We start from the raw sequence: 16,134 nt of genomic DNA, 5'->3' as shown, positions 1-16,134 counted from the left end.
TTGCGCAGATCGAGCGCCGCCCGCGCGGCGCTTCGCGGCTAAAGCCGCTCCTACGCTTGTTTCGGGCCAGTTATGCCTGTGGGATTTGCGCGCGAACGCTTTGGCGCACGCCTCGATATCGCGACGTACAAACAAGGCGGTCGCGCGCGCCTGGCACAGGATGGACTGGCCGGAAACAAACGTAGGAGCGGCTTTAGCCGCGAAGCGCCGCGCGGGCGGCGCTCGATCTCACAGGCGCTGCATTCCTTTCGCCATGCAAATGGCCGCCCTCACGCGACCCACGCCAGCCCAACAAACCCCACAATCACGTCTATGCTTGTGGCAGCACCGCACCCACGGCAGCGTTGGCCGGCCGCTTCATCAGCCAGTCATGACCCAACCACTAAAGTATTGACCCAGAGCGGTGCAACCGCTGCGCAAAGCTGCTAGAACACGGCCCTTTCGCATTTACAAGTGAGGCGACTCGCCAGATGAACTTTACAAGGCTCAGAGCAGCCGAATTAAATGGCATCAGGCCAAATGATATCAATTATCATTCCGAAACTAGTAATTCGTTACCACTCGCAAGAAACATAATTAACAAAAGCTCACCCAATGCCCGAATTTCAAGGCTTTCAGCCATTTACACGCTGCTGTTGTACTAAATCCTACGGATAAATTTGCTACAGAAATTTTACTTGCACCAGGTTTACCCATAAAATCAGCGCGATTGATTCAGCTGCGACATTTGGTCACTGCATGTGCGACACCAGGTCGCCGCTCTACACTTATTTCAGACTGCAGAGCTGGGTCTCTGTATAAGGATTTCTAGCATGTCCGATTCGGCAGGACTCATCGCCCACAACTGGGGCTTTGCCATCTTCCTCCTGGGTGTCGTCGGCCTGTGCGCCTTCATGCTCGGCCTGTCCAGCCTGCTCGGTAGCAAGGCATGGGGCCGCGCCAAGAACGAACCCTTCGAATCCGGCATGCTGCCCGTCGGCAGCGCCCGCCTGCGCCTGTCTGCCAAATTCTATCTGGTCGCGATGCTGTTCGTGATCTTCGATATCGAAGCCCTCTTTCTCTTTGCATGGTCTGTGTCCGTCCGCGAAAGCGGCTGGACCGGGTTCGTCGAAGCACTCGTTTTCATAGCAATTCTGTTGGCAGGTCTTGTCTACCTATGGCGCGTCGGGGCACTTGATTGGGCTCCCGAAGGTCGCCGCAAGCGGCAAGCGAAGCTGAAACAATGAGGCTTTGGCATGCAATACAATCTAACCAGAATCGATCCGGATGCGCCTAACGAGCAGTACCCGGTCGGTGAACGGGAAACCGTCACCGATCAACTGCTGGAGGACCAGGTCCACAAGAACATCTTCATGGGCAAGCTCGAAGATGTGCTGCGTGGCGCGGTCAACTGGGGTCGCAAGAACTCACTGTGGCCGTACAACTTCGGCCTGTCCTGCTGCTACGTGGAAATGACCACGGCCTTCACGGCCCCCCACGACATCGCCCGCTTCGGCGCCGAAGTCATTCGGGCCTCGCCGCGTCAGGCCGACTTCATGGTCATCGCCGGTACCTGCTTCGTGAAAATGGCGCCGATCATCCAGCGCCTGTACGAGCAGATGCTCGAGCCCAAGTGGGTGATCTCCATGGGGTCGTGCGCCAATTCCGGTGGCATGTACGACATCTACTCGGTCGTTCAGGGGGTCGACAAGTTCCTCCCCGTGGACGTCTATGTGCCTGGCTGCCCGCCACGCCCTGAGGCTTTCCTGCAAGGCTTGATGCTGCTGCAGGAGTCGATCGGCCAAGAACGACGCCCGCTTTCCTGGGTTGTTGGTGATCAAGGTATTTACCGTGCCGAGATGCCAGCCCAGAAAGACTTGCGTCGCGAGCAGCGCATTGCCGTAACCAACCTGCGCAGCCCCGACGAAGTCTGATCCAGCGACCTGCCGCCCGCTCCCCATGGAGCCGGCGGCCTGGCTTCATTCTTAACGTTGACCCAAAGCGACCGAGACCATGACAGCGGACAACGCTATTTTCATTCCGCCCTACAAGGCTGACGACCAGGATGTGGTCGTCGAACTGCACAACCGTTTTGGCGCCGAAGCATTCGTCGCCCAGGAAACCCGCACCGGCATGCCCGTGCTGTGGGTAAAGCGCGCCCAACTCAAGGAAGTGTTGAGCTTCCTGCGTGGCGTGGCCAAGCCGTACAGCATGCTGTACGACCTGCACGGCGTCGACGAACGCCTGCGTACCCAGCGCCGCGGCCTGCCAGCCGCCGACTTCAGCGTGTTCTACCACCTGCTGTCGATCGAGCGTAACAGCGACGTGATGATCAAGGTGTCGCTCAGCGAAGGCGACCTCAACCTGCCATCGGTGACCAGCATCTGGCCGAACGCCAACTGGTACGAGCGCGAAGTCTGGGACATGTTTGGCATCGACTTTGCCGGCCACCCGCACCTCAGCCGCATCATGATGCCCCCCACCTGGGAAGGCCACCCGCTGCGCAAGGACTACCCGGCCCGTGCCACCGAGTTCGACCCGTACAGCCTGACCCTGGCCAAGCAGCAGCTCGAAGAGGAATCGGCGCGCTTCAACCCCGAAGCCTGGGGCATGAAGCGTCAGGGCGCCAACGAGGACTACATGTTCCTCAACCTCGGCCCCAACCACCCTTCGGCGCACGGTGCATTCCGTATCGTGCTGCAGCTGGACGGTGAAGAGATCGTCGACTGCGTACCGGACATCGGCTACCACCACCGTGGCGCCGAGAAAATGGCCGAGCGCCAGTCCTGGCACAGCTTCATCCCCTACACCGACCGTATCGACTACCTCGGCGGGGTGATGAACAACCTGCCGTACGTGCTCGCGGTGGAGAAGCTGGCCGGCATCCAGGTGCCGCAGAAGGTCGACGTGATCCGCATCATGCTCGCCGAGTTCTTCCGCATCACCAGCCACCTGCTGTTCCTGGGCACCTATATTCAGGACGTGGGTGCCATGACCCCGGTGTTCTTCACCTTCACCGACCGCCAGCGGGCCTACACCGTGATCGAGGCGATCACCGGTTTCCGCCTGCACCCGGCCTGGTACCGCATCGGTGGCGTCGCCCACGACCTGCCGCGCGGCTGGGACAAACTGGTGAAAGACTTCGTCGAATGGCTGCCAAAGCGCCTCGACGAGTACACCAAAGCGGCCTTGCAGAACAGCATCCTCAAGGGCCGTACCATCGGCGTCGCTGCCTACAACACCAAGGAAGCACTGGCCTGGGGCACCACCGGTGCCGGCCTGCGCGCCACCGGTTGCGACTTCGACCTGCGCAAAGCCCGCCCTTACTCCGGCTACGAGAACTTCGAGTTCGAAGTACCGCTGGCCCACAACGGCGATGCCTACGATCGCTGCATGGTCCGTGTCGAGGAGATGCGCCAGAGTATCCGCATCATCGACCAGTGCCTGCGCAACATGCCGGAAGGTCCGTACAAGGCGGATCACCCGCTGACCACGCCCCCGCCGAAAGAGCGCACCCTGCAGCACATCGAAACCCTGATCACGCACTTCCTGCAAGTCTCGTGGGGCCCGGTGATGCCGGCCAACGAGTCGTTCCAGATGATCGAGGCGACCAAGGGCATCAACAGTTACTACCTGACGAGCGATGGCGGCACCATGAGCTACCGCACCCGGATCCGTACCCCGAGCTACCCGCACCTGCAGCAGATCCCTTCGGTGATCAAAGGCAGCATGGTCGCCGACCTCATTGCGTACCTGGGCAGTATCGACTTCGTTATGGCTGACGTGGACCGCTAAGCATGAACAGCACGCTTATCCAGACAGACCGTTTCGCCCTGAGCGAAACCGAGCGCTCGGCCATCGAGCACGAAATGCACCACTACGAGGACCCGCGCGCGGCGTCCATCGAAGCCCTGAAGATCGTTCAGAAGGAACGCGGCTGGGTGCCGGACGGCGCCATCCACGCCATCGGCGAAGTGCTGGGCATTCCGGCCAGCGACGTCGAAGGTGTAGCCACCTTCTACAGCCAGATTTTCCGCCAGCCAGTCGGCCGCCACATCATCCGCGTGTGCGACAGCATGGTCTGCTACATCGGCGGCCACGAATCGGTGGTCAGCCAGATCCAGAGCGAACTGGGCATCGGCCTTGGCCAGACTACCGCAGACGGCCGCTTCACCCTGCTGCCGGTATGCTGCCTGGGCAACTGCGACAAAGCCCCGGCGCTGATGATCGACGACGACACCTTCGGTGACGTGCAGCCGGCTGGCGTTTCCAAACTGCTGGAGGGTTACGTATGACCATTACTTCCTTCGGCCCGGCCAACCGCATCGCGCGCACGGCCGAAACCCACCCGCTGACCTGGCGCCTGCGTGATGACGGCGAACCGGTATGGCTGGCCGAGTATGAATCGAAGAACGGCTACGCCGCCGCGCGCAAGGCGCTGGCAGACATGTCCGCCGACGATATCGTGCAAAGCGTCAAGGACTCGGGCCTCAAGGGCCGTGGTGGCGCCGGCTTCCCCACCGGGGTGAAGTGGGGCCTGATGCCCAAAGACGAATCCATGAACATCCGCTACCTGCTGTGCAACGCGGACGAAATGGAGCCCAACACCTGGAAGGACCGCATGCTGATGGAGCAACAGCCCCATCTGCTGGTGGAGGGCATGCTGATCAGCGCCCGCGCCCTGAAGGCCTACCGCGGCTACATCTTCCTGCGCGGCGAATACACCACCGCCGCGAAAAACCTCAACCGCGCCATCGATGAAGCGAAGGCCGCAGGCCTTTTGGGCAAGAACATCTTGGGCAGCGGTTTCGATTTCGAGCTGTTCGTGCACACCGGTGCCGGGCGCTACATCTGCGGTGAAGAAACCGCGCTGATCAACTCGCTGGAAGGCCGCCGCGCCAACCCGCGCTCCAAGCCGCCCTTCCCTGCTGCGGTGGGTGTATGGGGCAAACCGACCTGCGTGAACAACGTCGAAACCCTGTGCAACGTGCCCGCCATCGTTGCCAACGGCAACGACTGGTACAAGTCGCTGGCCCGTGAAGGCAGTGAAGACCACGGCACCAAGCTGATGGGCTTCTCCGGCAAGGTCAAGAACCCGGGCCTGTGGGAACTGCCGTTCGGCGTTACCGCCCGCGAGCTGTTCGAGGACTACGCCGGTGGCATGCGTGACGGCTTCAAGCTCAAGTGCTGGCAGCCAGGCGGCGCCGGTACCGGCTTCCTGCTGCCCGAGCACCTCGATGCGCAGATGTACGCCGGTGGCATCGCCAAGGTCGGCACCCGCATGGGTACGGGCCTGGCCATGGCGGTCGACGACAGCGTCAACATGGTGTCGCTGCTGCGCAACATGGAAGAGTTCTTCGCCCGCGAGTCGTGCGGCTGGTGCACCCCTTGCCGTGACGGGCTGCCGTGGAGCGTGAAAATGCTGCGCGCACTGGAAAACGGCCAGGGCCGCGCCGAAGACATCGAGACGCTGCTGGGGCTGGTCAACTTCCTTGGCCCAGGCCGTACCTTCTGTGCTCACGCACCAGGTGCCGTCGAGCCATTGGGCAGTGCCATCAAATACTTCCGCTCGGAGTTCGAGGCCGGTGTGGCGCCTGAAAGCGCTGGCACCCTGCGCCCGAACCTGGCGAAGCCGATTGTGGTCGGCGCATAAAAAGATAGAACGCGGGTGGTCCGTGCCACCCGCCAGCCCGCCGGCAGGCCCGAATGACTCGTGGCGTGCCGCAGGCTCACCGATTTCCATTAGCCACGCCCGCTCACGCGGGCCAACGAAGAACTTTGAACAATGGCCACTATCCACGTAGACGGCAAAGCGCTCGAAGTCAACGGTGCTGACAACCTGTTACAGGCGTGTCTGTCACTCGGCCTCGACATCCCTTATTTCTGCTGGCACCCCGCGCTTGGTAGCGTGGGTGCCTGCCGGCAGTGCGCGGTCAAGCAGTACACCGACGAGAACGACACCCGTGGTCGTATCGTCATGTCCTGCATGACCCCTGCTTCCGACGGCACCTGGATCTCCATCGATGATGAAGAGTCCAAGGCGTTCCGCGCCAGCGTCGTCGAATGGCTGATGACCAACCACCCGCACGACTGCCCGGTGTGCGAGGAAGGCGGTCACTGCCACCTGCAGGACATGACGGTAATGACCGGCCACAATGAGCGCCGCTACCGTTTCACCAAGCGTACCCACCAGAACCAGGACCTCGGCCCGTTCATCGCCCATGAGATGAACCGCTGCATCGCCTGCTACCGTTGCGTGCGCTACTACAAGGACTATGCCGGCGGGACCGACTTGGGTGTCTACGGCGCCCACGACAACGTGTACTTTGGTCGCGTCGAAGACGGCGTGCTGGAAAGCGAGTTCTCCGGCAACCTGACCGAAGTCTGCCCAACGGGCGTGTTCACCGACAAGACCCACTCCGAGCGCTACAACCGCAAGTGGGACATGCAGTTTGCCCCGAGCATCTGCCATGGCTGCTCCAGCGGCTGCAACATCAGCCCGGGCGAGCGCTACGGCGAGCTGCGCCGTATCGAAAACCGCTTCAACGGTTCGGTGAACCAGTACTTCCTGTGCGACCGCGGCCGCTTTGGCTACGGTTACGTCAACCGCACGGACCGCCCGCGCCAGCCAAAACTGGCCGACGGCACCAAGCTGGGCCTGGACGCCGCCCTGGACAAGGCCGCCGACCTGCTGCGCGGCCGCACCATCGTCGGTATCGGGTCGCCACGCGCCAGCCTCGAAAGCAACTACGGCCTGCGTGAGCTGGTCGGTGCCGAGTACTTCTACTCGGGCATGGAAGCTGGCGAGCTGGCCCGGGTGCGCCTGGCCCTGGACGTGCTGAACAACAGCCCGCTGCCGGTGCCGACCCTGCGCGACATCGAAGACCACGACGCCGTGTTCGTGCTGGGTGAAGACCTGACCCAGACCGCTGCCCGCGTCGCGCTGGCTGTGCGCCAGGCGACCAAGGGCAAGGCCGAGGCCATGGCCGAAGCGATGAAGGTGCAGCCTTGGCTCGACGCTGCCGTGAAGAACATCGGCCAGCACGCGCTGTACCCGCTGTTCATCGCTTCGCTGGCTGAAACCAAGCTGGACGACGTGGCGCAAGAGTGTGTGCACGCAGCCCCCGCCGACCTGGCCCGCCTCGGCTTCGCCGTGGCCCACGCCATCGACCCGAGCGCCCCGGCCGTCGAAGGCCTGGACGCCGAAGCCAAAGCCCTGGCCCAGCGCATCGCCGACGCCCTGGTGGCCGCCAAGCGCCCCTTGGTGGTAGCGGGCACTTCGCTGGCCGACCCGGCCCTGATCGAAGCCGCCGCCAACATCGCCAAGGCCCTGAAGCTGCGCGAGAAAAGCGGCTCCCTGAGCCTGGTGGTGCCAGAGGCCAACAGCATCGGCCTGGCCATGCTCGGTGGCGAGTCGGTAGATGCTGCGCTGGACGCCGTCATCAGCGGCAAAGCCGATGCGATCGTGGTGCTGGAAAACGACCTGTACGCCCGGGTAGCGGCTGCCAAGGTCGACGCAGCACTGGCGGCCGCCAAAGTGGTGATCGTCGCCGACCACTCGAAAACCCCGACGGTCGACCGCGCCCACCTGGTGTTGCCGGCCGCCTCGTTCGCCGAAGGCGACGGTACCCTGGTCAGCCAGGAAGGCCGTGCCCAGCGCTTCTTCCAGGTGTTCGACCCGCAGTACCTGGACAGCAGCATCCAGATCCACGAAGGCTGGCGCTGGATGCACGCCCTGCGTGCCACCCTGCTGAACAAGCCGGTCGACTGGACGCAACTGGACCACGTGACCAGCGCCTGTGCTGCTGCCGCGCCGCAACTGGCCGGCATCGTCAATGCGGCGCCAAGCGCCGCGTTCCGCATCAAGGGCATGAAGCTGGCCCGCGAGCCGCTGCGCTACTCCGGCCGTACCGCCATGCGCGCCAACATCAGCGTGCACGAGCCACGTACCCCGCAAGACAAGGACACCGCGTTCGCCTTCTCCATGGAAGGCTACTCGGGTTCGGCCGAACCGCGCCAGCAGGTGCCGTTCGCCTGGTCCCCGGGCTGGAACTCGCCGCAAGCCTGGAACAAGTTCCAGGACGAGGTCGGTGGCCACCTGCGTGCTGGTGACCCGGGCGTGCGCCTGATCGAGTCGCAAGGCGACCGCCTGAACTGGTTCAGCGCCATTCCGGGCGCCTTCAACCCGGCCCGTGGCACCTGGATGGCGGTGCCGTTCTTCCACCTGTTCGGCAGTGAAGAAAGCTCCTCGCGCGCCGCCCCGGTGCAACAGCGTATTCCGGCGGCCTACGTGGCCCTGGCCAAGTCCGAGGCCGACCGCCTGGGCGTCAACGAAGGTGCCCTGCTGAGCCTGACCGTTGCCGGTGTGGCCCTGCGCCTGCCGCTGCGTATCAATGAAGAGCTGGGCGCTGGCCTGGTCGCGCTGCCGAAAGGCCTGGCCGGCATTCCGCCTGCCATCTTCGGTGCCCCCGTCGAAGGTCTGCAGGAGGCAGCACAATGAGCTGGTTCACCCCCGAAGTGATCGATGTGATCATCCAGGTCGTCAAGGCTATCGTGGTGCTGTTGGCCGTGGTGGTCTGCGGCGCCCTGCTCAGCTTCGTCGAACGCCGCTTGCTGGGCTGGTGGCAGGACCGCTACGGTCCGAACCGTGTCGGCCCGTTCGGCATGTTCCAGATCGCAGCCGACATGCTGAAGATGTTCTTCAAGGAAGACTGGAACCCGCCCTTCGTCGACAAGATGATCTTCACCCTGGCGCCAGTCGTGGCCATGAGCGCCCTGCTGATCGGCTTCTCGATCATCCCGATCACCCCGGGCTGGGGCGTCGCCGACCTGAACATCGGCCTGCTGTTCTTCTTCGCCATGGCCGGCCTGTCGGTCTACGCAGTGCTGTTTGCCGGCTGGTCGTCGAACAACAAGTACGCCCTGCTGGGCAGCTTGCGGGCGTCGGCGCAGACCGTGTCGTACGAAGTGTTCCTGGGCCTGGCGCTGATGGGCGTGGTGGTGCAGGTGGGCTCGTTCAACATGCGCGACATCGTCGAGTACCAGGCGCAGAACCTGTGGTTCATCATTCCGCAGTTCTTCGGCTTCTGCACCTTCTTCATCGCTGGCGTGGCCGTGACTCACCGTCACCCGTTCGACCAGCCGGAAGCGGAACAGGAACTGGCCGACGGCTACCACATCGAGTATGCCGGCATGAAGTGGGGCATGTTCTTCGTCGGTGAGTACATCGGCATCATCCTCATCTCGGCGCTGCTAGTAACCCTGTTCTTCGGCGGCTGGCACGGCCCGTTCGGCATCCTGCCGCAACTGCCGTTCCTGTGGTTCGCATTGAAGACCGCGTTCTTCATCATGCTGTTCATCCTGCTGCGCGCCTCGATCCCGCGCCCACGCTATGACCAGGTGATGGACTTCAGCTGGAAGTTCTGCCTGCCGCTGACCCTGATCAATTTGCTGGTGACCGCTGCGCTCGTGCTCTACAACACGCCAGCCGTCGCGGCCCAGTGAGGATTTGACCCATGTTCAAGTATATCGGCGACATCGTTAAAGGCACCGGCACCCAGCTGCGCAGCCTGGCCATGGTGTTCTCCCACGGGTTTCGCAAACGCGACACCCTGCAGTACCCCGAAGAGCCCGTGTACCTGCCGCCGCGCTACCGCGGCCGCATCGTGCTCACCCGCGACCCCGACGGCGAGGAGCGCTGCGTAGCGTGCAACCTCTGCGCGGTGGCCTGCCCGGTCGGCTGCATCTCGCTGCAGAAAGCCGAAACCGAGGACGGCCGCTGGTACCCGGAGTTCTTCCGCATCAACTTCTCGCGCTGCATCTTCTGCGGCCTGTGTGAAGAAGCGTGCCCGACCACCGCGATCCAGCTGACTCCGGATTTCGAAATGGCCGAGTTCAAGCGTCAGGACCTGGTGTACGAGAAAGAAGATCTGCTGATCTCCGGCCCCGGCAAGAACCCTGACTACAACTTCTACCGTGTTGCGGGCATGGCCATCGCTGGCAAGCCGAAAGGCGCTGCACAGAACGAAGCCGAGCCGATCAACGTGAAGAGCTTGCTCCCATAAGGACAGAAAGATGGAATTCGCTTTCTACTTCGCATCCGGGATCGCCGTGGTGTCCACCCTTCGGGTGGTGACCGGCACCAACCCCGTGCACGCCTTGCTTTACCTGATCATTTCGCTGATTTCCGTGGCCATGATCTTCTTCTCCCTGGGTGCACCGTTCGCCGGTGCCCTGGAAGTGATCGCCTACGCCGGCGCCATCATGGTGCTGTTCGTGTTCGTGGTGATGATGCTCAACCTAGGGCCGGCCTCGGTCGCCCAGGAGCGCGGCTGGCTCAAGCCAGGCATCTGGGCCGGGCCGGTCATCCTTGGCGCCCTGTTGCTGGCAGAGCTGCTGTATGTGCTGTTCGTCAGCCCGAGCGGCGCTGGCATCAGCGGTACCACCGTGGGCCCGAAAGCCGTGGGGGTCAGCCTGTTCGGCCCCTACCTGCTGGTGGTCGAACTGGCGTCGATGCTGCTGCTGGCGGCAGCTGTGACCGCCTTCCACCTGGGCCGCAACGAGGCGAAGGAGTAAATCATGGGTGCTATCCCTCTCGAACATGGCCTGGCAGTCGCCGGCATCCTGTTCTGCTTAGGTCTGGTTGGCCTGATGGTCCGCCGCAACATCCTCTTCGTGCTCATGAGCCTGGAAGTCATGATGAACGCCTCTGCCCTGGCGTTCGTCGTCGCCGGGGCCCGTTGGGTCCAGCCCGACGGCCAGGTGATGTTCATTCTGGTGATCAGCCTGGCAGCTGCCGAGGCCAGCATTGGCCTGGCCATCCTGCTGCAGCTGTACCGCCGGTTCCACACTCTCGACATCGATGCTGCCAGTGAGATGCGCGGATGAACCTTCTCTTCCTGACTTTCGTCTTTCCCCTCATCGGCTTCCTGCTGCTGTCGTTCTCGCGCGGACGGTTCTCGGAGAACCTGTCCGCGCTGATCGGCGTCGGCTCGGTAGGCCTGTCGGCGGCCACGGCCGCCTACGTCATCTGGCAATTCAACGTCGCCCCACCTGAAGGCGGCGCTTACAGCCAGTTGCTGTGGCAGTGGATGTCGGTGGACGGCTTCGCGCCGAACTTCACCCTGTACCTGGACGGCCTGTCGGTCACCATGCTCGGCGTGGTCACCGGTGTTGGCTTCCTGATCCACCTGTTCGCCTCCTGGTACATGCGTGGCGAAGCCGGCTACTCGCGCTTCTTCTCGTACACCAACCTGTTCATCGCCAGCATGCTGTTCCTGATCCTTGGCGATAACCTGCTGTTCATCTACTTCGGCTGGGAAGGCGTGGGCCTGTGCTCGTACCTGTTGATCGGCTTCTACTACAGCAACCGCAACAACGGTAATGCCGCGCTCAAGGCATTCATCGTCACCCGCATCGGCGACGTGTTCATGGCCATCGGCCTGTTCATCCTGTTCGCCCAGCTGGGTACCTTGAACGTGCAGGAGCTGCTGGTGCTGGCACCACAGAAATTCCAGGCGGGCGACACCTGGATGGTGCTGGCAACGCTGATGCTGCTGGGCGGTGCGGTGGGTAAATCGGCCCAGCTGCCACTGCAGACCTGGCTGGCGGACGCGATGGCCGGCCCGACCCCGGTTTCGGCGCTGATCCACGCCGCGACCATGGTGACTGCGGGCGTGTACCTGATCGCCCGTACCAACGGCCTGTTCCTGCTGGCACCCGACATCCTGCACCTGGTAGGCGTAGTCGGTGGCGTGACCCTGGTACTGGCCGGCTTCGCTGCGCTGGTGCAAACCGACATCAAGCGTATCCTCGCCTACTCGACCATGAGCCAGATCGGCTACATGTTCCTGGCCCTGGGCGTCGGTGCCTGGGACGCGGCGATCTTCCACCTGATGACCCACGCGTTCTTCAAGGCACTGCTGTTCCTGGCCTCCGGTGCGGTGATCGTTGCCTGCCACCACGAGCAGAACATCTTCAAGATGGGCGGCCTGTGGAAGAAACTGCCCCTGGCCTATGCCAGCTTCGTGGTCGGTGGCGCGGCCCTGGCCGCCCTGCCGATCGTGACGGTCGGCTTCTACTCCAAGGACGAGATCCTCTGGGAAGCCTTCGCCAGTGGCAACACCGGCCTGCTGTACGCCGGCCTGGTGGGCGCGTTCATGACCTCGCTGTACACCTTCCGCCTGATCTTCATCGCCTTCCACGGCGAAGCCAAGACCGAAGCGCATGCCGGCCACGGCATCAGCCACTGGCTGCCGCTGGGCGTACTGATCGTGCTGTCGACCTTCATCGGTGCCTGGATCACCCCACCGCTGGCCGGCGTGCTGCCTGAAAGCGCCGGCCATGCCGGTGGCGCAGCCAAGCACGCGCTGGAAATCACCTCGGGGTCGATCGCCATTGCCGGTATCCTGCTGGCAGCCCTGCTGTTCCTGGGCAAGCGCAGCTTCGTCAGTGCGGTGGCCAACAGCAGCATCGGCCGCGTGCTTTCGGCCTGGTGGTTCGCTGCCTGGGGCTTCGACTGGATCTACGACAAGCTGTTCGTCAAACCTTACCTGCTGATCAGCCACATGCTGCGCAAGGATCCGGTTGACCGCGGCATTGGCCTCATCCCTCGCCTGGCTCGCGGCGGCCACGTCGCCATGAGCAAGACCGAGACTGGCCAACTGCGCTGGTACACCGCCTCGATCGCCGTTGGCGCAGTGCTGGTACTCGGCGCTGTGGTAGTGGCTGCGGTATGACCATGAACTTTGCGAACCTTGCGACCCTGCAAAAGGAAACGAACCCGTCATGATTTTGCCTTGGCTGATCCTGATCCCCTTCATCGGCGGCTTCCTGTGCTGGCTGGGTGAGCGCTTCGGCGCCACCCTGCCGCGCTGGATCGCGCTGCTGACCATGTCCCTGCTGCTAGGCATCGGCCTGTGGCTGTGGGCTCACGGCGATTACACCCTCGCCCCCGCACCTGGCGCCGAACCGGCCTGGGCCCTGGAATACAAAGTCCAGTGGATCCAGCGCTTTGGCATCAGCATCCACCTGGCCCTCGATGGCCTGTCGCTGCTGATGATCCTGCTTACCGGCCTGCTTGGCGTACTGTCGGTCCTGTGCTCGTGGAAAGAAATCCAGCGTCACGTCGGCTTCTTCCACCTCAACCTGATGTGGATCCTGGGCGGCGTGGTCGGTGTGTTCCTGGCACTGGACCTGTTCCTGTTCTTCTTCTTCTGGGAAATGATGCTGGTGCCGATGTACTTCCTCATCGCGCTCTGGGGTCACAGCTCGGCAGATGGCAAGAAGACCCGGATCTACGCGGCGACCAAGTTCTTCATCTTCACCCAGGCCAGCGGCCTGATCATGCTGGTGGCGATCCTTGGCCTGGTCCTGGTCAACTACAACACCACCGGCGTGCTCACCTTCAACTACAGCGACCTGCTCAAGGCCCAGTTGCCTGCGGGCGTGGAATACCTGCTGATGCTGGGCTTCTTCATCGCCTTTGCGGTGAAGCTGCCGGTGGTGCCGTTCCACTCCTGGTTGCCTGACGCTCACGCCCAGGCGCCCACTGCAGGTTCCGTGGACCTGGCCGGTATCCTGCTGAAGACTGCGGCCTATGGCCTGCTGCGCTTCGCCCTGCCGCTGTTCCCGAACGCCTCGGCCGAGTTCGCGCCGATTGCCATGACCCTGGGCCTGATCGGCATCTTCTACGGTGCGTTCCTGGCTTTCGCGCAAACCGACATCAAGCGCCTGATCGCCTTCTCCAGCGTCTCGCACATGGGCTTCGTGCTGATCGGTATCTACTCCGGCAGCCAGCAGGCCCTGCAAGGCGCGGTAATCCAGATGCTGGCCCACGGCCTGTCGGCTGCCGCGCTGTTCATCCTGTCGGGCCAGCTGTACGAGCGCCTGCACACCCGTGACATGCGCCAGATGGGCGGCCTGTGGCACCGTATCGCCTACCTCCCCGCCATCAGCCTGTTCTTCGCCGCCGCCTCGCTGGGCCTGCCCGGCACCGGCAACTTCGTCGGCGAGTTCCTGATCCTGCTCGGCAGCTTCGTGCATGTACCGTGGATCACCGTGATCGCCACCACCGGCCTGGTATTTGGCTCGGTGTACTCGCTGATCATGATCCACCGCGCCTACTTCGGCCCGGCCAAGAGCGACACCGTACTGGCCGGCATGGACGGTCGCGAGCTGATCATGGTGCTGGGCCTGGCGGTCCTGCTGATCCTGCTGGGCGTGTATCCGCAGCCATTCCTCGACACCTCTGCCGCCACCATGAGTGGTGTGCAGCAGTGGCTCGGCTCCGCTTTCACTCAACTCGCTTCGGCCCGGTAAGAGCGCTATGGAATTCACCACTCAACACTTCATCGCATTGGCGCCGATGCTGATCACCACCATCACCACGGTGGTGGTGATGCTGGCGATCGCCTGGAAGCGCAACCACTCGCAAACCTTCCTGCTGTCCACCGTGGGCCTGAACCTGGCGCTGCTGTCGATCCTGCCGGTGCTGAAGGTGGCACCGTTGGCGGTCACCCCGCTGCTGACCATCGACAAGTTCGCCTGCCTGTACATGGCGATCATCCTGGTGGCCACGCTGGCTTGCGTCACCCTGGCCCACGCCTACCTGGGCGAAGGCTCCAAAGGCTTCCCGGGCAACCGTGAAGAGCTCTACCTGCTGCTGCTGATGTCGGCACTCGGTGGCCTGGTGTTGGTCAGCGCCAACCACCTGGCGGGGCTGTTCATCGGCCTGGAGCTGCTGTCGGTGCCGGTCTACGGCCTGGTGGCCTATGCGTTCTTCAACAAGCGCTCGCTGGAAGCCGGTATCAAGTACATGGTACTGTCGGCCGCCGGGTCAGCGTTCCTGCTGTTTGGCATGGCCCTGCTGTACGCCGACGCCGGCAGCCTGAGCTTCGACCAGATCGGCAAGGCCCTGGCGGCTACCAGCATGCCAAGCCTGGTGGCCCAACTGGGCCTGGGCATGATGCTGGTCGGCCTGGCCTTCAAGCTGTCGCTGGTACCTTTCCACCTGTGGACCCCGGACGTGTACGAAGGCGCCCCGGCGCCGGTTGCCGCGTTCCTGGCAACCGCCAGCAAGGTCGCGGTGTTCGCCGTGGTCGTGCGCCTGTTCATGCTCTCCCCTGCTGCCAGCAGCGGCGTGCTGAGCACCGTACTGGCGGTCATCGCCGTTGCCTCCATCCTGGTCGGTAACCTGCTGGCGCTGACCCAGAGCAACCTCAAGCGCCTGCTCGGTTATTCGTCCATCGCCCACTTCGGTTACCTGCTCATCGCCCTGATCGCAAGCAAGGGCCTGGCCCTGGAAGCCATGGGTGTGTACCTGGTTACCTACGTGATCACCAGCCTGGGCGCCTTCGGGGTCATCACCCTGATGTCCTCGCCCTATGGTGGCCGTGACGCCGATGCCCTGTACGAATACCGCGGCCTGTTCTGGCGCCGCCCGTACCTGACCGCAGTGCTGACCGTGATGATGCTGTCACTGGCGGGCATCCCGCTGACCGCCGGTTTCATCGGCAAGTTCTACATCATCGCCACTGGCGTCGAGTCGCACCTGTGGTGGCTGGTTGGGGCGCTGGTGATCGGCAGCGCCATCGGCGTGTACTACTACCTGCGTGTCATGGTCACCCTGTACCTGGTCGAGCCGAACCTGCGTCGCCACGACGCACCGCTGAAGTGGGAGCAGCGCACCGGTGGCGTCATGCTGCTGGCCATCGCCATTCTTGCTTTCGTACTGGGTGTGTACCCGCAACCCCTGCTGGAAATGGTCCAGCAAGCCGGCCTGCAATTGATCGGCTGATTGCCCTGGCAATGAAAACACCCCGCTGATGCGGGGTGTTTTTTTATGTGCGCGTTTTAGGTCGCTGAGCATGCCAGCTCATTCACCAGGGCTACCCAGCCCTGCGCCCGGCAGGGCCGCCTTGCGCAAATCACCATTGGCTGAAGGCAGGTAGACTTCCGGGTTGGGCATGCCGCTGGGCGACAGTTCATGGGTCATTTCGAATTCGGCACGCACCGACCAGCCACAGGCCTCGGTTGTGCATTGCAAATAAGCGATGCGCAGGAAAATATGGCGACCTTCACTGGTGCGTATGCGCATCCGGCTGTGGCAGTGCGGGCAGACAAGCTTGTAAGTACTCACGGCAAATACCTGCAAGC

Annotated in this window: 14 protein-coding genes; 13 read left to right on the top strand and 1 reads right to left on the bottom strand. The window is 63.1% G+C overall.

The window, feature by feature from the left end:
* The first annotated feature begins 812 nt into the window (after nucleotides 1–812).
* From ACF8SD_RS15450 to nuoN, 13 genes are all read left to right on the top strand, one after another.
* Nucleotides 813–1,226, top strand: a complete 414-nt coding sequence (locus tag ACF8SD_RS15450) for an NADH-quinone oxidoreductase subunit A (protein WP_003251427.1) — start codon at nucleotides 813–815, stop codon at nucleotides 1,224–1,226.
* A gap of 9 nt (nucleotides 1,227–1,235) precedes the next feature.
* Nucleotides 1,236–1,913: an NADH-quinone oxidoreductase subunit B family protein gene (locus ACF8SD_RS15445; RefSeq protein WP_003251429.1), complete on the top strand. Its 678-nt coding sequence runs from the start codon at nucleotides 1,236–1,238 to the stop codon at nucleotides 1,911–1,913.
* Nucleotides 1,914–1,992: 79 nt separating this feature from the next.
* On the top strand, nucleotides 1,993–3,774 hold the full coding sequence (gene nuoC, locus ACF8SD_RS15440) for an NADH-quinone oxidoreductase subunit C/D (RefSeq protein WP_009686425.1): 1,782 nt from the start codon (nucleotides 1,993–1,995) through the stop codon (nucleotides 3,772–3,774).
* A 2-nt stretch (nucleotides 3,775–3,776) separates the two neighbouring features.
* A complete protein-coding gene (gene nuoE / locus ACF8SD_RS15435) occupies nucleotides 3,777–4,274 on the top strand; it encodes an NADH-quinone oxidoreductase subunit NuoE (RefSeq protein ID WP_003251433.1) in 498 nt (165 codons plus the stop codon).
* Nucleotides 4,271–5,632 carry an NADH-quinone oxidoreductase subunit NuoF gene (nuoF, locus tag ACF8SD_RS15430; protein ID WP_009686424.1) on the top strand — a complete coding sequence of 454 codons (1,362 nt, stop codon included), beginning with the start codon at nucleotides 4,271–4,273 and terminating at the stop codon, nucleotides 5,630–5,632. The genes nuoE and nuoF overlap by 4 nt, the downstream gene beginning before the upstream one ends.
* Before the next feature lie 132 nt (nucleotides 5,633–5,764).
* A complete protein-coding gene (gene nuoG, locus ACF8SD_RS15425; RefSeq protein WP_392484676.1) occupies nucleotides 5,765–8,479 on the top strand; it encodes an NADH-quinone oxidoreductase subunit NuoG in 2,715 nt (904 codons plus the stop codon).
* The gene (nuoH, locus tag ACF8SD_RS15420; protein ID WP_029886631.1) at nucleotides 8,476–9,483 is read left to right on the top strand and encodes an NADH-quinone oxidoreductase subunit NuoH; all 1,008 of its coding nucleotides are present in this window, start codon (nucleotides 8,476–8,478) and stop codon (nucleotides 9,481–9,483) included. Before nuoG ends, nuoH begins: the two co-directional genes overlap by 4 nt.
* 11 nt (nucleotides 9,484–9,494) lie before the next feature.
* Nucleotides 9,495–10,043 (top strand): NADH-quinone oxidoreductase subunit NuoI, encoded by a 549-nt coding sequence (gene nuoI / locus ACF8SD_RS15415; RefSeq protein WP_016488223.1) that lies wholly within the window; start codon nucleotides 9,495–9,497, stop codon nucleotides 10,041–10,043.
* A 10-nt stretch (nucleotides 10,044–10,053) separates the two neighbouring features.
* Nucleotides 10,054–10,554: an NADH-quinone oxidoreductase subunit J gene (gene nuoJ, locus ACF8SD_RS15410; protein ID WP_054913411.1), complete on the top strand. Its 501-nt coding sequence runs from the start codon at nucleotides 10,054–10,056 to the stop codon at nucleotides 10,552–10,554.
* A gap of 3 nt (nucleotides 10,555–10,557) precedes the next feature.
* Nucleotides 10,558–10,866 carry an NADH-quinone oxidoreductase subunit NuoK gene (nuoK, locus tag ACF8SD_RS15405; RefSeq protein WP_003251446.1) on the top strand — a complete coding sequence of 103 codons (309 nt, stop codon included), beginning with the start codon at nucleotides 10,558–10,560 and terminating at the stop codon, nucleotides 10,864–10,866.
* Complete coding sequence (gene nuoL, locus ACF8SD_RS15400; protein ID WP_009686419.1) at nucleotides 10,863–12,716, top strand: NADH-quinone oxidoreductase subunit L; 1,854 nt, start codon at nucleotides 10,863–10,865, stop codon at nucleotides 12,714–12,716. The genes nuoK and nuoL overlap by 4 nt, the downstream gene beginning before the upstream one ends.
* A 49-nt stretch (nucleotides 12,717–12,765) precedes the next feature.
* Nucleotides 12,766–14,298 (top strand): NADH-quinone oxidoreductase subunit M, encoded by a 1,533-nt coding sequence (gene nuoM, locus ACF8SD_RS15395; RefSeq protein WP_029886633.1) that lies wholly within the window; start codon nucleotides 12,766–12,768, stop codon nucleotides 14,296–14,298.
* A gap of 7 nt (nucleotides 14,299–14,305) precedes the next feature.
* Nucleotides 14,306–15,775, top strand: coding sequence for an NADH-quinone oxidoreductase subunit NuoN (gene nuoN / locus ACF8SD_RS15390; protein ID WP_009686417.1), 1,470 nt, complete (start codon nucleotides 14,306–14,308; stop codon nucleotides 15,773–15,775).
* A gap of 78 nt (nucleotides 15,776–15,853) precedes the next feature.
* Here nuoN and ACF8SD_RS15385 read toward each other — a convergent pair whose 3' ends face one another.
* On the bottom strand, nucleotides 15,854–16,117 hold the full coding sequence (locus ACF8SD_RS15385; protein WP_110676793.1) for an ogr/Delta-like zinc finger family protein: 264 nt from the start codon (nucleotides 16,115–16,117) through the stop codon (nucleotides 15,854–15,856).
* Nucleotides 16,118–16,134: the final 17 nt, after the last annotated feature.

Source organism: Pseudomonas sp. CJQ_9, assembly GCF_043106615.1.
In the GTDB taxonomy this organism is placed as follows: domain Bacteria; phylum Pseudomonadota; class Gammaproteobacteria; order Pseudomonadales; family Pseudomonadaceae; genus Aquipseudomonas; species Aquipseudomonas juntendi.
This window is presented reverse-complemented; position numbering and strand designations above follow the sequence as displayed.

Bases quoted from the DNA above. Each gene is read 5' to 3' on its own strand.
- ACF8SD_RS15450 (WP_003251427.1), top strand. From the start codon at position 813: ATGTCCGATTCGGCAGGACTCATCGCCCACAACTGGGGCTTTGCCATC.
- ACF8SD_RS15445 (WP_003251429.1), top strand. From the start codon at position 1,236: ATGCAATACAATCTAACCAGAATCGATCCGGATGCGCCTAACGAGCAG.
- nuoC (WP_009686425.1), top strand. From the start codon at position 1,993: ATGACAGCGGACAACGCTATTTTCATTCCGCCCTACAAGGCTGACGAC.
- nuoE (WP_003251433.1), top strand. From the start codon at position 3,777: ATGAACAGCACGCTTATCCAGACAGACCGTTTCGCCCTGAGCGAAACC.
- nuoF (WP_009686424.1), top strand. From the start codon at position 4,271: ATGACCATTACTTCCTTCGGCCCGGCCAACCGCATCGCGCGCACGGCC.
- nuoG (WP_392484676.1), top strand. From the start codon at position 5,765: ATGGCCACTATCCACGTAGACGGCAAAGCGCTCGAAGTCAACGGTGCT.
- nuoH (WP_029886631.1), top strand. From the start codon at position 8,476: ATGAGCTGGTTCACCCCCGAAGTGATCGATGTGATCATCCAGGTCGTC.
- nuoI (WP_016488223.1), top strand. From the start codon at position 9,495: ATGTTCAAGTATATCGGCGACATCGTTAAAGGCACCGGCACCCAGCTG.
- nuoJ (WP_054913411.1), top strand. From the start codon at position 10,054: ATGGAATTCGCTTTCTACTTCGCATCCGGGATCGCCGTGGTGTCCACC.
- nuoK (WP_003251446.1), top strand. From the start codon at position 10,558: ATGGGTGCTATCCCTCTCGAACATGGCCTGGCAGTCGCCGGCATCCTG.
- nuoL (WP_009686419.1), top strand. From the start codon at position 10,863: ATGAACCTTCTCTTCCTGACTTTCGTCTTTCCCCTCATCGGCTTCCTG.
- nuoM (WP_029886633.1), top strand. From the start codon at position 12,766: ATGATTTTGCCTTGGCTGATCCTGATCCCCTTCATCGGCGGCTTCCTG.
- nuoN (WP_009686417.1), top strand. From the start codon at position 14,306: ATGGAATTCACCACTCAACACTTCATCGCATTGGCGCCGATGCTGATC.